The organism is Prochlorococcus marinus str. MIT 9201 (assembly GCF_000759955.1).
GTDB lineage: Bacteria > Cyanobacteriota > Cyanobacteriia > PCC-6307 > Cyanobiaceae > Prochlorococcus_A > Prochlorococcus_A marinus_G.
Genome location: NZ_JNAL01000010.1, coordinates 168531 through 181542 on the forward strand (window position 1 = coordinate 168531; position 13012 = coordinate 181542).

The window sequence follows — 13012 nt, forward strand, 5'->3', positions numbered from 1 at the left end:
TAATATAGTCAGCTTTTGCTAATTTATTTAAAAATTGAACAAATTTTATTTATTAAGAAATTATGTCCAATAAAACAAAAAGGAAAGTAATACTTACTGAAGTTGAGTTAAAAAAAACCCTTTCACGGTTAACTTCTGAAATTGTTGAAAAAGTAAAAGACCTGGACAACCTACTTTTGATTGGTATTCCAACTAGGGGAATTAATCTAGCAGAAGTTCTACAAAAAAAATTATCCTCTAAAACAGGTTTAAAGATAAGAAAAGGAATAATTGATCCAACTTTTTATAGAGATGATCAAAATAGGGTTGGAACTCGCCTATTAAAAGCAACTGATATTCCATCTTCTATTGATAAACAAGAAATTCTTTTGATTGATGATGTAATTTATACAGGTAGAACTATTAGAGCTGCTATGGACGCTTTATATTCATGGGGCAGACCTCAAAAAGTGTTGTTACTAGTAATGGTAGATAGAGGTCATAGAGAATTACCTATTCATCCAGACTTTTGCGGCAAAAAAGTTATAACCAGTAAAAATGAAAGTATTAGTTTACGTCTTAATAATATTGATAACGAAGAAGGAGTTTTTCTTGAATAGCTTTATTTCAGAAGATTTTTCCTAAATTATATTCTCCTAAAAATTCATCGTTAATATCGAGGCACTTAACTAATAAATCAGCTTTGTCACTAATTTTGAAGAAAAGAGTCAAGTTATCATCTCCAATATTACATTTATTTTTTAGTGAAATTTTGAGGGGTTCTTTATTCCATCTGATAGTTTCTTCTTCACTTTGATGATCTGATATTTTTGGTAATCCATTTTCAAAAATAACATCATATTCCCTTTCTTTTTTTGTTTCTCCAATAATTATTTCAAATATCTGCTGATTATTTTGGCTGGCCTGAAGTATTAGTTTAAATGGGTTTTCAGTTGGCCATGTTTGACCTTTGCAAAAAATTGGATGCCAGAAATGTTTTTGTTCTTTTTTATTAAACAATCTTATAGATAATCCTTTATTTAAAATGTCCTTAATTTTTACACCTGGGGTCATTGCTAAAGCTCCTAAAGCTATTGATTCGATAGGAGGAGGTGATTTAATTTCAATTTTTGGAATCTTTTTTGTTATCCATTCTTTAATAAATGGTATTTGAGTACCTCCTCCAACCAAAATAATTGCACTCAAGTCATCTACTGTACAAAATTTGCCTCTCGCTTCATTTAATAAATCTTTAAGTAAAAAATTAAGATGATTGATGAGATTATTATTAACAATAATTTCCTCAAATATTTCTTTACTTAAGTAGAATTCCTTTTCTAGTTTTTCTTCAATTAAAAATTTAACTGGATATTTATTTTCATACTTGATTGAAGATGAGCTGAGTTTACATTTTATTTCTTCAGCCTTTAGAAGATTAATTACGAATTTATTATTTGGAATAAAATAATCTACGATCCATTGATCAATATCTTTACCACCAATTTTTGAGCCTATTTTACCGATTATTTCAGCACACTTTATTTTTTGTTTTGAAATTGAGCTTACATCATTTCCTTTGAATTTTAATAATTCTGCTATTGGACCTGATTTCCCTTCTCCTCCCTCTATTTTGACTATATTCATATCTATAGTGCTTCCTCCAATATCTACAGTCATAATTTTGGAGCCAAATGGAACATTAATCCCCAAACTTGCCGCCGTGGGCTCATCAACAAGAGCTACTTCATCTACAGAAATATTTCCACATAGGTTAACTAACCATTCTCTATAACCCTTATATGTATCAATCGGAGCAGTTAAAACAAGTCTCTTGATTGCATATCTCTGAGGAATGTTTGCCCATAAAAATTTAAAAAATTTTTCGCCACATTCAGCAGGTTTTAGAATATTTTTTTGATTATTTTTTTCAATAGGATTTCCAATCAATCTTTTAAAATTCGAATGGAAAAACAAATCCGAATTAGAATTATCCCTCATCTTTAGGGCGCTTACACCAATTTTCAGAATTTTTGAAGGTTCTTCGAACCAAACTGCTGATGGAATGACTCCTGGGGATGATGTTATATTTGGGATCTCAACTAAAACAGTATTTATATCTTTTTGATTTTGAAAAGCTACTACAGTATTAGTATTCCCTAAATCAATAGCAAGCGTTCCAGATAAATTCTCTTCCATATGAAATTTTTTAATCAAATAAGTTCTTTTTGTAATTTATGTTTTGAATTGTTCCAATAAATTGTAGAATAAAGTTAGTATGATTTGTTTTAATGAACGTATCAAACAACGGAAGAGTCGACTCTAATGATCTTGCAAAAAGAGGTGAAAGCTTAATAAGAAAATCAACCAATAGATATTTAACTACTGTGAAAATTGCTTTCAGAGCTAAACAAAGACGGTTTGATGATTTTGATGGACTTTTAGAGGAGTCAACTATTAAACCTGTTCAAAGGTCAATTATTGAACTTAGCGATGAACAAGACCAGCCAGATTTACTTCCTGGTTGATTTTGGTAACAGACCAAAAAAGATGGAGATTACTTAGAGATTTTGAAAAAGGCAAATTTTGCTTTTTGATTTGTGTTGATTATTGGTCAATTGAGTTACAAAAAAGTGAGTTTAATTCACTTTATCTTTTACTGCTAAAAATTAATGAACAACTTCAAAATATCAAGAATGAATTGATGGATGAGGAGTTGATTACCTTAGAATTAGAACAACTACCTTGGTATATTAAGTTAGAGGGTAAGAAGGATGCATGGAGTTTAAGGTTTATCTTTGAAAGTCAAGATCAAACTAGATCTTTCGAAATGTATTGGCCGATACCAATAGCTCAAGATTTATTTATTGAAATAAAAAAAATGTGGGAATCAATGGATTAAAAGATAAATAAAATTGGAAGTTTTGAAAAATATTTCCCCGGGCCAAAAAAAATATTTCACAACTTTTCCACAACTATTTTTTGAAAAATATCAAATAACCTAAAGCATGTGGAAAACTTCTAATTTTATATAATTCTTTATATTTCAGTAAGATTTAATTCAAAAAAATTAATTTTCATGAGCCCCCCTTTTATGACTGGATTCTCATTATTCTATTTACTGAGACTGTTTCTTAATAATACTTGTTGACGATTTAGTAATTTTGAAGAAAACTTAACCTTATAGATTTTATTTAAAAAAGTTTTTTGATATGCAAAAGTTTAATTGTGACCAAGATCCAATACTCACAAGTAATAAAGAGGAAGTAATAAGTTTTAAATGTGAACTTCAGGAGAACCTTCAAAAAGCAATGAAAGAATTTGTTGAGGAACATCCTAACTGGGATCAATACAGAATACTACAAGCTGCTATTGCAGGATTTTTAATGCAAAAAGGATTTCATAATAGAGATTTAACGCGACTCTATGTTGGCAATATGTTTTCAATGAATTTTAAGGACTAAAGTTTTTATATCTTTTCAAGTAGTATTTTTGCTACGTCATTTCGTATAGGTATTATAGATAACCTATTCCCTTTTTTTACAACTAATAACTCATCCTCATTAAACAAAATCTTTAATTCAGGTAAACTAAGAATTTGATTTGATTTAGATAAAAATTTTACTTTTACGCAATCCCATCTCGGATTTTCAGATTTCGATTTTGGATCAAAATACTTTGAATCTCTATCAAATTGAGTTGGATCAACAATATTTAGATCTATCACCTCCATAAGTCCCACAATACCTGGGGGTTTACAGTTCGAATGATAGAAAAAAACTTTATCTCCTTTATTCATTTTTCTCATAAAATTTCGAGCTTGATAATTTCTTATTCCGTCCCATAATGTTACACCCTCATTTTTTAAAGTATCTATACTGTAGGCATCAGGCTCACTTTTCATTAGCCAGTAATTAGGTTCAGTCATAGTCTATAGTTTGCGGGAAATAGTGCTGCTGATATGGTGCTGATATGGCATTTTGTTAACTTTTTTCGAAAGTCAGCTAAATCCAAAGCGTTTTGTTTAGTTTATCGAAGATAGTTAGTCGAAGAAAGTTTAGAAAAAATATAGAAACAGATCGCTTTAAGTAAAATTTTTTTTGAAATCAATAAACGTAGTATTTACAATGCTTTTCAGGGAATGAGAGGGTCTTTTATACCAGCAGATTGTCAAATCTATACCAGCTAGGCATGTAAAACCCAGTCATAGACTAGGTTGAGTGTTCTCTATAAAGAACAGCGCACCCAAAGCTTAAGCTGCCTCAGGAGCGAATATTCTGCTGTTCTCTCTCCAGTATCTACACCCCTTAATGAGATGATCTCCTTGAGGAATAAGCTTTTGATGAAACGGACAAGTAAGGATGGTGACACAAGAACTTGTCGTGCTGTACCTGAAGTGATTGCAAGTAATACAAATCTTCCGTCGTTTTCTTACTAATATCTCGTCCTCTAAATAATCCCATTCCTGCCAGTCCTCCATCATAATATAGTACAGATGTACTAATATTTATAGCAACAGGGCTAGGTTGAAGTCAACTATTAACCATATGAGATATTTCGAGGGGTGTATGGGGTTAATGGTCTTGGCTGTATGTATTTATGAGACCTCAAAAATTTTTGTTGAAATTTTACGGATATAACTTTCTAATAGCTTTCTTTTGTTCTTGTTTTTTTATCTCCTCTGCATCTAAAACAGGGCAGGTATTTTGATTTAGTGATGAAAGGAAAGTACTTTGCTGAATAGTTTGAAAAGAGGTGGGAGTAGTAAGCGTTTCATTTATTCAACTGGAGTTAGTGAATAACAAATGTCTTTGTAACCATTTTCTTTATCCCACTTTTTCATCTCTGGAGTACTTGTAGCAGCAGCAAATCCTTCTAAATCTTTAACTTTTAGTATTAAGTGACTTTTATGTTCATTTACCCTGATGAGTTCATATTCTGCGACATATTTATGCCCCTCCTTTTCGTGGAAATCAGCTACAAATTTATCGAAATCTTCAAAAGAACAATCAAAAGTAGAAACTATTAAGGTATTCATAAAAAAAGAGGGTTTTATCCCTCTATGTTAGATCGACTGTCAATCAATAAAAGTATAGGGTCGAGGGCAAATGACCTACAACAGCTCTTTTTTTTTTAATATTTATCGGTTTTTACTATTCGGTTTTGACGTGTAAACCGAAGTTCGGTGTATTTGCCCTATATAATCATTCGGTTTGTAACATTACAAACATTGCTTATTCGTATAAAAATGGACATGTACTAATTCAGAGGTAAACAATGTATTCAATGTTTGATCTATTCTTTGATACTCCTGCATATAGACCCGTATATGTAATCTCTGATAGTGAGATGAAGGAGTTGCAAAGAACGCAAAATCAAGATGAACTTGAAGAGATTCGTCATCAAAAGAAAAAACTTGAAGAAGCATACAAAGCTCAAGTTAAGCATCTTGATGCAAGAGAAAAAGAGTTGAAAACTGAACTAAAAGCTATTGAACCCGCTAAGAAAAAAGTTTAGATTTTGATTTTTTTATAGGAAAGAGGGTTTATCCCTCTTTTTTTTATGACAATAAAAACTATCTACCACCACATACCGAGATCTAATTTTCTGGGTTCTGTATTACATGCAAGCTCACACTGGGTTAACTCTTTGACTGAGAGAGCCTCAAGTATTCTTGCCATATCAATAGAAGATAGTTCTCCATTAACGTTCCACTTAAGTGTGGTTTTACGTTGAGGTGTGCTTTTTGTTTTCTTCATCATGACTTTTTAAGGTCGGGGACAATTAAATAGCATGATTATTTAAAATTCTCAAATAAAATGTGAAGTTTTTATAAGTTAACGAATTAAATTTATTTATTAAACATCTAGAAATTCAATTAGGGTACAAGTAATAACAGCTTCATTCAAAAATTTAAATAGAAGTTCCTTTTTTTTGATTTGGGGGAAGTTCATTGTCTGGAAAAATTTCTTTTAAATTTTCTGGAAAGAAAAACTCTAATTGCCTTCTCATATCTCCTTCATATAAATATTCTTTGTTGGGGACTTTAAAAGTATCTCTTACTAATCGAACATTTATTTTTTCCTTTTTACCTGACTCATTAACTCTTAATAAGACTAATTTAATTGGCTTATCTATTTGTCCTTTTATGAGAGAAACGGCTTCTTTTATACCCATTCCTTTTGTTGATTTCCCATCTATTTTGATAATTACATCATTTGGTTGAATGTCAGCGGAAGCAGCAGGAGAATCATTTATTACAGATTGAATAGTTAATTCAGCAGTATCACTATTAAGAAAAAGCCTTATTCCAATACCTGAAATTTCCTTATCTTTTTTGTGAGATAGTTTTTTATTAGTTTTCACACAACCTGCATAATCTCGTGCTTCTAAACATTTTTTATGCATTTCATCAGAGACTTCAGCATTAACAGAAGCAGGTAAAGATAATGCAGCCAGTAGTGGGAGTAGAAACCTTCTCAAAATACAGAGTTAATTAACAAGCATGATAGTGATTATTTCTAGTAAGAACAATGTTCTATTAAGTTGTCGATATTTAGTTTTTAGAGGGCTCTTATTTATGTAACTGACTGTAAATCTGTACACTAGTGGATAGTAAAAATCACTGATTTGAGTATCTAAAAAGATTAATAGAGAAGATTAAATGTACCAATGTGGACAGATAAGAAAAGATATAAAAAATATACATAAAGTCAGTTATTGCAAGCTATTATCGATGTATATTGTTTTACTTTAAATGACATGGCTAAGCATTATTTGATTGCAGTGGAAGATAAAGATGAAAAGCTATTTAGATTGTTTTGTGAAAAAAATACTAAGTATGCAATGGCTATAGGAAGAGAAACTACAAGTGAAACTTTAAGATTGGATTATGTTTTATATCTAGTAAATCTGATAAGTAATTTGGTAGGTAAGTCTTTAGGTATGAAGGACTGGGATAATTTGAGATATTACTTGAAAAGAAAGGTAAAAGAATATTGTCCTGAATTTTCAGACTACTCAGAATTTAAATATCAATATGATCTGCAGTTTGATGATGATTTGGCATTCCCCAGAAATAAGAAAATTAATCGAAGATGATTGAGTATAAAAGTTCGAATGAGGTTCGAATGGAATTTTTTATAAAAAATAAAACCCTTGCTATGACTAACTAAATGCATCATGCGCTTTTTTCATTAGCCAAAACTTTTCTTCAGTCATATCAAGAGATTATAAGAATATTGCAAAGTGTGGATAGTGTGTGGATGGAATGGTTTCGAAACCCGCTTCTTAAGTTATTATCCATCAAATTACCTATTTGGGAAAGTAAGGCGTCGTGTCGGTTGGGTGACTTGGCACCCTTGAGCAGATTAAACGAGGTGAATAATCATATTATCCAACAAGCTCAATCGAATAGACGGTATCCTTACAATTATTTTTTTTATCCCATTCCTTTGCAAAAGGTGATTCCATCTCTTCACCTAATCTTTCTAGGTCAGTACAGTTCATTAATAAATGAGATTTGTGGTCATTGACTTTTACAAACTCATAATCAGTGACAAACTCTTTGCACATTTCTTCAAGAAATAAATTAGTAACGTCATTTTTAAACTCCTCAAATGTACAGCTAAAAGTTGAAATGATGAGTGTGTTCATAAAAAAAGGAGCTAGTTGCTCTTTAGTTTAGATCGACTGTCAATCAATTAGTAATTAATTAATTTTCTTTTTCCATCTCTAGTTTCTACTTTATTTATTCTTAACCCTATAAAAGCAGCCCAAATAACTGCAAATAAAATTGGTAAAAAAATGATTGCAAGTTGCATCATTGTTTTAATCCTGTTATTTGCTCAAAAGAATAACCTTTAAATAAATTAGGAAAAAAATAGGTACTTTATCTAATTAAGCAGCATCATATTCTTTATCATCTTCAAGCTCTCTCATAAATCTTTTATCTAATAAGTAATTGTCTATAAGCTTTAGATTGTTATTTTCATTAATTTGTATATCGCTGTTTATTAGTTCTCTTATGTAGTTATATACAAGATCTTGATCGTATCCACTTTCTCTAATTTCTTTCAACATTTCTTCTGGAATTTCCATAATCGTAAACCCCCATATGACAGTTTTTTAGAGCAAATTAGAGCCTATATACGCATACTTACGAAAAAATAAGGAAAAGCAAGAAAATTGGCAAAAAATCGAGGTTTATAAATCTAGTATTCGCAATTATTTATGGAAAAAGGTTGGAAGAAGACTTCTATATTTTGGAGCTATTTTTAATACTTAATAGCCATCTGCCAATAAGAAAGAGGTGCAAGTAGTAAGCGTTTCATAAAAAAAACAGCTAATGAAAATAGATTTTATTTAGGATATAAAAACAAAATTTAGGGAGGATTAAATGTCTATCATTACCGACAATACAGTGCTAGTACATATTTACAGCGGTTTAGAATCCAAAAATAGAATAACTTTAGGTTTATTGGTTGCCCTTACTGCAGAAAAAAACGATCATAAAGTAACACTTTTTCTGGCAGGAGACGGAGTACAAATATTAAATTGCAAAAAAGCTGGTGAAATAATTGGTCAAGGTACTGGAGATTTATACGAACATCTTCAAAATTTAAAGAGTTCAAAAATTACCATATATGTCTCAGGAATGTCTGCTAAATCTAGAGGTTACGATGAGAAGCTTCTAGATGGATATACTGCAGAATTTGTTATGCCAGATGTTCTAGTTGAAGAATCAATTAAAGCGGATAGCATACTTTGCTATTAAAAAAGGGCTAGTTGCTCCTCAGTTTAGATCGACTGTCAATCAGTATGTATTTATGATTCTCAGCATCTCGTGAAAACAAGTATTTTTTTAGCCAGAACAAGAGAAAGCACCTGCAAGAATATTTTTAAAAATAGGTGCTTGACCTAATGCGTATAAAAAGAAAGTTGATGATGCGAGCGTAATAGCTATTTTAGAAGACCTATTAACTTTCAAATTTGAGACTTTTGTAAATGCAGAATTCATTTGTTCATTGATGTGATGAAGTTATATTAGCTGAATAGAAAAAATGTTCAGCATCAAAATTTACCAAAGATTAATTTTATTGCTGCTGTTGCTGCTCTTGCATTTTTTTATTTTTTCGAATTCTTTTTTAGAAACTATTCTCATTTTGAACTCTGGATATCTTGTCTTCCACCATTTATTTACTGAGATAGCTACACCCGTTAAATCTTGGGTACAAATATGGACCCATAAAATCTTAGTTTGTTCTTCTTTATAGAATTCCCAACTCGAAGGTGAAGCCATTAAATCGTGAACATATCGTGAACATTTTTATATGGGTTTTTGAAATCCACTGCTATGACTTCTGGCACATGGTTCATTAGCCAGTAGTTAGGTTCAGTCATAGTCAATAATTTGCAGGTAATAGTACAGCTGATATGGTGCTGGTATGGCATTTTGTTAACTTTTTCGTGAGTCAGCTAAATTCAAAATCATTTTATTTAGTTTATCGAACAATATTAGTCGGAGAAAGTTCCTATTTATGAAAGTGATGGTGGGAATAGGGGTGCATGTGATCGTACCGCATCGTAAAGATGACTTGATAAATTTTTGTCTAATTATCAGCTACTCACAGTTGAGCTTTTTATGTAACATAATGAGTTTACATAAAGTAATAATTAGATGAAAAGACTTTTTCCTTATATTGCCTTTGCATGCTTAACTGGTTTTACGGCTACAACCGGTTTACCAGTTATAGCAGGTGGTTGCAGTAGCCACATGAACAAAAAAGCCGAAATCAAATGCGCCGAAGGTGATGCTGAATGTCAAACTGAAAAAACTGAAGAGTTTGATTTAAAAAATTCTCTCAAGTCATAAAATTATGACTCAAATTGGTTTAATTATTAACTCTGCCCCAAGAGATTTGATTGAATTCACATTTTTTGCAGCTGTTGGTTTTACTGCAGGATTATTGGGATTAATTTAGTTATAGAAAATTGACCCATTCTTTTTTTCTCCTAACCTTTTCAAGCCTTACTTTCTTTTACGTGATGGCTTGCTTATGGAGAGATTTAATTAATCAAAGGTAAAAAATTTTTTTCAATTACCTTTTATAGATAAATTTTTGTATGTCTTCGAAGAGATTAGATTTTGATTTAAAAAATCCATTACTTTTTAAATAAGATTTTCCTTTCTCTATATTTTCAATTCTTTTTTTATAAGAATTTTCATCTAAATTTTTTTGCATAAAAAAATAGTCGGACTCTTATTCTGAATAATGCTCACAAAAAAGCGGTTACCTTAAATACAAAATTCATATCTTTTTTGAATTGTTTCTCAATTAAACTAAAGAACTAATAAGAAAGTTTCTTTCTTAAATTTCTAAGAATCTTTTGATATCTTGTTCTTCATTTCCTCAATATTATTAATTAATTTGTCTAACCATTCTGTATTATCTTCTGGTTTTAGATATTTAATTTTTGGCTGATTAATTTCAAGAGTCTCAAAATCTCCACTCATAACTTTTCCTTTTAAATTTCGTCTTAATATATGTTCTAATTGATTTGAGCTAAACACTGCGTATCTAATGTGTGCGGTTTGAGGAACATTTAGGTACGGGAAGAGGTATGTTTTTTTAGCCATTTAAATCTATGGCTAACCTAGATTAAAAACATGGTTGTCATGAGTCGGTTGCGTTGCTACAACTGAAATCAACCATAAACTTTAAATTGCATTTAATAAAATGACTTACTACAGTTGCTTTGATCAAAAAGGAAACATAATTGCTCGCTGTCAGACTAAAGAAGATATAAATGTTTTAAAGAAAATGGGCAGACCAATAGTGGAAATAAAAGAAATGAAAAAAGAGGAATCAGTTGTTTGTTCTTTAACTGGTAGTCCATCCGATTACAACGAAGATTATTAAGTTTATGACTCAAAGATTACTTCAATTAAATCAACGTGGAAGATCAGTAGTTCTTCTTTTGGTTGCGTTGAATAGCATTTATACTTTCTTTTCTACTTTTGAAAAAGCATTAACTGATCGCGATAGAACGAGATAAATATATTTAGGTATTTGTGGATTATCTCTCAATCAATAAAATTTAAGACATAAAAAAAGACCCAGATTAGGGTCTTTTTTATTGGTGACGACAGAAAGGAGATCTATTTGATAATCAGATTAAGAATTTTCTTAGAAATTAGTTTTGGAAGTAAAAGTGAGTAGTCACTTCTTCATGCTTTACAAACGACTTTATTTTTAAGATAGTTCAGAATTAATCCCGAAAGTTTAATTTCTGATCACTTAACTTACTTTCCGTGAAGATTAGATAAGTTAGTTTACCTTGGTGTTGCAGACCATGGATTAGTGAAGATCTAGTTGGTCAACCTTGGTTGAGTCGATCACCAGAACTGTCGTATACATAAGGTAATCGGTCTCAAATATTTTGCATGAATCCTTAAGATTAATTTAATCATGATTAATTAAATCTTTAATCCGCGGACCACATCATCTCCTTGTATTTGTATAGCAAGATAAAAAAAAGGAACTAATTGCCCCTTATTTTAGATAACTTTCAATCAGTTATAAGTTTGAGTAAAAAATAACGATTCCTTGAGATTCCAATAATGGCTATACGCGCACACTTATCATTAGCCATTAGTTTGGTTCCTATTTTGGCATGAGATCTCGGCAGATTTTAAAGCTTCGAGGAGGTGCTACTCAAACTTTTTCATATGAATTTAATATCCATCAAAGTCTCTAATTAGTGGAGTGATGAGTGGTATGGGGTAATTAATTCTTAAAATAAAATTGTTTTTATAACTTATTTATGTATAAAAATTTCTTGATAAATAAGAAAAACATGAAATAATTCTTTTTTTATTAAATGTTATGGCGCTAATCCCTTTTAAATCAACTGATAAAAAAGGCAAAGCTAATATTAAAAGTATTTTTAGCCTTGCTCTATTGATGTTTTCATTGGTGGCTTGGATGTGCTTATTCAAGTAAAAAACTATGACTAAAAAAGAAGGAAAAGAATTAGCTACTGTGAAGGTTTATCTGAATACTGGTATCATTGCAGGATTAATTGGTGTTGGATTTATAGCTTCAACTTTAATTTTTGGAGTACTACTTCTGGTTTTGACATAATTGTCTAAAAAAGATTTAAATTCTTTTTCATTAGATTTCGTAATATCATATGAACATATTGATTTAACATCAGATTTGAAAATTTCTAAAAATTTATTTTCTTCTTTTATATAATCATCAGGAATAGATGAGAAGAAATATTCATATTTCAAGGTTGATTCTTTATCAAGACCTTTAAAAAGATTTTTTTCTAAAGAATCACAATATTTATTAGCTAAATAATTATTAGCTATTTTTCCCTGACTATATAGTTCTCCAAATATAGACAGACCATTTATAAGATTAATTTTTACGATAAATCCAATTAAAAAAAATGAAATCAGAATGAGTTTCATTGATCGTCTTTTGGATTTAGAAAAGGTCTTATTTTATTCTTCAGTTCACTAAGTGGCTTTTCAATAAAATCAGGTTTTTTTAAAACTGCAAGAAAAACCCAGCCTGCACTAATAGCAATAATCATTCCTAGATAGGCAAAACCATAAATCATAAAATTCAAATAATTTTTTTTAATTACGATTCTTTTTTAAGTTCATCTTGAGGTTCAATCTTACCTTCTTCTGCAACCTTATTCTCTTTCTGAACCACTTCTGCAACCTTATCCTCTTTCTGAACCACTTCTGCAACCTTATTCTCTTTCTGAACCACTTCTGCAACCTTATCTTCTTTCTGAACCACTTCTGCAACCTTATCCTCTTTCTGAACCACTTCAACCTTATCCTCTTTCTGAACCACTTCTGCAACCTTATCCCTTCCTTCGATATTTTTTTCTTCCTTTATTATTGATCTCTCAGTCCTTCCAAAATCATCTTTACCTGCAATAAAGAAAATTAGTGCGCTAATAAAAAAAAGTGCAAAAAGCAAAACTTCCATTTACTAATACCATTGAATTA

General features: G+C 30.5%; 26 protein-coding genes. 10 read left to right on the plus strand and 16 right to left on the minus strand.

Annotated features, from left to right (window positions below; translation table 11 throughout):
* Positions 1-62 precede the first annotated feature (62 nt).
* On the plus strand, positions 63-599 hold the full coding sequence (gene pyrR / locus EU95_RS04630) for a bifunctional pyr operon transcriptional regulator/uracil phosphoribosyltransferase PyrR (RefSeq protein ID WP_032522098.1): 537 nt from the start codon (positions 63-65) through the stop codon (positions 597-599).
* A 7-nt stretch (positions 600-606) separates the two neighbouring features.
* On the opposite strand, the gene EU95_RS04625 is transcribed toward pyrR, so the two are convergent.
* Positions 607-2175: an Hsp70 family protein gene (locus EU95_RS04625; protein ID WP_032522099.1), complete on the minus strand. Its 1569-nt coding sequence runs from the start codon at positions 2173-2175 to the stop codon at positions 607-609.
* 92 nt (positions 2176-2267) lie between these two features.
* On the opposite strand from EU95_RS04625, the gene EU95_RS04620 reads away from it, so the two are divergent.
* The 3 genes from EU95_RS04620 (at position 2268) to EU95_RS04610 (ending at position 3440) form a co-directional block, all read left to right on the plus strand.
* Positions 2268-2504, plus strand: coding sequence for a DNA-directed RNA polymerase subunit omega (locus EU95_RS04620; protein ID WP_032522101.1), 237 nt, complete (start codon positions 2268-2270; stop codon positions 2502-2504).
* A 2-nt stretch (positions 2505-2506) separates the two neighbouring features.
* The gene (locus EU95_RS04615; protein WP_032522129.1) at positions 2507-2878 is read left to right on the plus strand and encodes a DUF1818 family protein; all 372 of its coding nucleotides are present in this window, start codon (positions 2507-2509) and stop codon (positions 2876-2878) included.
* 310 nt (positions 2879-3188) lie between these two features.
* Positions 3189-3440 (plus strand): DUF2811 domain-containing protein, encoded by a 252-nt coding sequence (locus EU95_RS04610; RefSeq protein ID WP_032522102.1) that lies wholly within the window; start codon positions 3189-3191, stop codon positions 3438-3440.
* A gap of 5 nt (positions 3441-3445) precedes the next feature.
* Here EU95_RS04610 and EU95_RS04605 read toward each other — a convergent pair whose 3' ends face one another.
* The 3 genes from EU95_RS04605 to EU95_RS04600 all read right to left on the minus strand — a co-directional run bounded on the left by EU95_RS04605 (position 3446) and on the right by EU95_RS04600 (position 5014).
* Positions 3446-3904 carry an EVE domain-containing protein gene (locus tag EU95_RS04605; RefSeq protein WP_032522103.1) on the minus strand — a complete coding sequence of 153 codons (459 nt, stop codon included), beginning with the start codon at positions 3902-3904 and terminating at the stop codon, positions 3446-3448.
* 324 nt (positions 3905-4228) lie between these two features.
* Positions 4229-4459 (minus strand): hypothetical protein, encoded by a 231-nt coding sequence (locus EU95_RS09425; RefSeq protein WP_080728109.1) that lies wholly within the window; start codon positions 4457-4459, stop codon positions 4229-4231.
* Between the two features lie 294 nt (positions 4460-4753).
* Positions 4754-5014: a hypothetical protein gene (locus EU95_RS04600; protein ID WP_032522104.1), complete on the minus strand. Its 261-nt coding sequence runs from the start codon at positions 5012-5014 to the stop codon at positions 4754-4756.
* 239 nt (positions 5015-5253) lie between these two features.
* Between EU95_RS04600 and EU95_RS04595 the strand changes: the two genes are divergently transcribed.
* Entirely contained in the window at positions 5254-5493 is a 240-nt protein-coding gene (locus EU95_RS04595) for a hypothetical protein (protein ID WP_032522105.1), read from the plus strand.
* A 62-nt stretch (positions 5494-5555) separates the two neighbouring features.
* On the opposite strand, the gene EU95_RS10145 is transcribed toward EU95_RS04595, so the two are convergent.
* Both EU95_RS10145 and EU95_RS04585 read right to left on the minus strand, forming a co-directional pair.
* The gene (locus EU95_RS10145) at positions 5556-5738 is read right to left on the minus strand and encodes a hypothetical protein (protein WP_413679216.1); all 183 of its coding nucleotides are present in this window, start codon (positions 5736-5738) and stop codon (positions 5556-5558) included.
* Between the two features lie 151 nt (positions 5739-5889).
* Entirely contained in the window at positions 5890-6459 is a 570-nt protein-coding gene (locus tag EU95_RS04585) for a S41 family peptidase (protein WP_241466721.1), read from the minus strand.
* 279 nt (positions 6460-6738) lie between these two features.
* On the opposite strand from EU95_RS04585, the gene EU95_RS04580 reads away from it, so the two are divergent.
* A complete protein-coding gene (locus EU95_RS04580) occupies positions 6739-7077 on the plus strand; it encodes a hypothetical protein (RefSeq protein WP_032522107.1) in 339 nt (112 codons plus the stop codon).
* Positions 7078-7368: 291 nt separating this feature from the next.
* On the opposite strand, the gene EU95_RS0108880 is transcribed toward EU95_RS04580, so the two are convergent.
* The 3 genes from EU95_RS0108880 to EU95_RS04575 all read right to left on the minus strand — a co-directional run bounded on the left by EU95_RS0108880 (position 7369) and on the right by EU95_RS04575 (position 8076).
* Positions 7369-7632: a hypothetical protein gene (locus EU95_RS0108880; RefSeq protein WP_032522108.1), complete on the minus strand. Its 264-nt coding sequence runs from the start codon at positions 7630-7632 to the stop codon at positions 7369-7371.
* Between the two features lie 47 nt (positions 7633-7679).
* Positions 7680-7802 (minus strand): hypothetical protein, encoded by a 123-nt coding sequence (locus tag EU95_RS10265; protein ID WP_275040494.1) that lies wholly within the window; start codon positions 7800-7802, stop codon positions 7680-7682.
* 73 nt (positions 7803-7875) lie between these two features.
* Entirely contained in the window at positions 7876-8076 is a 201-nt protein-coding gene (locus tag EU95_RS04575) for a hypothetical protein (protein ID WP_032522109.1), read from the minus strand.
* Positions 8077-8374: 298 nt separating this feature from the next.
* Here EU95_RS04575 and EU95_RS04570 point away from each other — a divergent pair, with 298 nt between their 5' ends.
* Positions 8375-8752, plus strand: coding sequence for a DsrE family protein (locus EU95_RS04570; protein WP_032522110.1), 378 nt, complete (start codon positions 8375-8377; stop codon positions 8750-8752).
* An 87-nt stretch (positions 8753-8839) separates the two neighbouring features.
* Here the strand turns inward: EU95_RS04570 and EU95_RS09880 are convergent, their stop codons facing one another.
* Together EU95_RS09880 and EU95_RS04565 are read right to left on the minus strand one after the other, a co-directional pair.
* On the minus strand, positions 8840-8995 hold the full coding sequence (locus EU95_RS09880) for a hypothetical protein (protein ID WP_193742465.1): 156 nt from the start codon (positions 8993-8995) through the stop codon (positions 8840-8842).
* Between the two features lie 60 nt (positions 8996-9055).
* Positions 9056-9277 (minus strand): hypothetical protein, encoded by a 222-nt coding sequence (locus EU95_RS04565; RefSeq protein ID WP_032522111.1) that lies wholly within the window; start codon positions 9275-9277, stop codon positions 9056-9058.
* A gap of 378 nt (positions 9278-9655) precedes the next feature.
* Between EU95_RS04565 and EU95_RS04560 the strand changes: the two genes are divergently transcribed.
* Positions 9656-9850, plus strand: coding sequence for a hypothetical protein (locus tag EU95_RS04560; protein ID WP_032522112.1), 195 nt, complete (start codon positions 9656-9658; stop codon positions 9848-9850).
* Positions 9851-10354: 504 nt separating this feature from the next.
* Here the strand turns inward: EU95_RS04560 and EU95_RS0108885 are convergent.
* Complete coding sequence (locus tag EU95_RS0108885) at positions 10355-10615, minus strand: hypothetical protein (RefSeq protein ID WP_158462203.1); 261 nt, start codon at positions 10613-10615, stop codon at positions 10355-10357.
* A 100-nt stretch (positions 10616-10715) separates the two neighbouring features.
* On the opposite strand from EU95_RS0108885, the gene EU95_RS04555 reads away from it, so the two are divergent.
* Both EU95_RS04555 and EU95_RS10270 read left to right on the plus strand, forming a co-directional pair.
* Positions 10716-10898 carry a hypothetical protein gene (locus EU95_RS04555; RefSeq protein WP_032522115.1) on the plus strand — a complete coding sequence of 61 codons (183 nt, stop codon included), beginning with the start codon at positions 10716-10718 and terminating at the stop codon, positions 10896-10898.
* Between the two features lie 4 nt (positions 10899-10902).
* On the plus strand, positions 10903-11034 hold the full coding sequence (locus tag EU95_RS10270; protein ID WP_275040495.1) for a hypothetical protein: 132 nt from the start codon (positions 10903-10905) through the stop codon (positions 11032-11034).
* A 766-nt stretch (positions 11035-11800) separates the two neighbouring features.
* On the opposite strand, the gene EU95_RS10080 is transcribed toward EU95_RS10270, so the two are convergent.
* Genes EU95_RS10080 through EU95_RS04545 form a run of 4 tightly spaced genes read right to left on the minus strand, consistent with a single transcriptional unit; the run spans position 11801 to position 12992 of the window.
* Positions 11801-11977 (minus strand): hypothetical protein, encoded by a 177-nt coding sequence (locus tag EU95_RS10080; RefSeq protein ID WP_206537475.1) that lies wholly within the window; start codon positions 11975-11977, stop codon positions 11801-11803.
* Positions 11978-12028: 51 nt separating this feature from the next.
* On the minus strand, positions 12029-12457 hold the full coding sequence (locus EU95_RS04550) for a hypothetical protein (protein ID WP_032522117.1): 429 nt from the start codon (positions 12455-12457) through the stop codon (positions 12029-12031).
* Positions 12454-12609, minus strand: a complete 156-nt coding sequence (locus EU95_RS09885) for a hypothetical protein (protein WP_193742466.1) — start codon at positions 12607-12609, stop codon at positions 12454-12456. The genes EU95_RS04550 and EU95_RS09885 overlap by 4 nt, the downstream gene beginning before the upstream one ends.
* A gap of 23 nt (positions 12610-12632) precedes the next feature.
* A complete protein-coding gene (locus EU95_RS04545; RefSeq protein ID WP_032522118.1) occupies positions 12633-12992 on the minus strand; it encodes a hypothetical protein in 360 nt (119 codons plus the stop codon).
* Between the last annotated feature and the right edge of the window lie 20 nt (positions 12993-13012).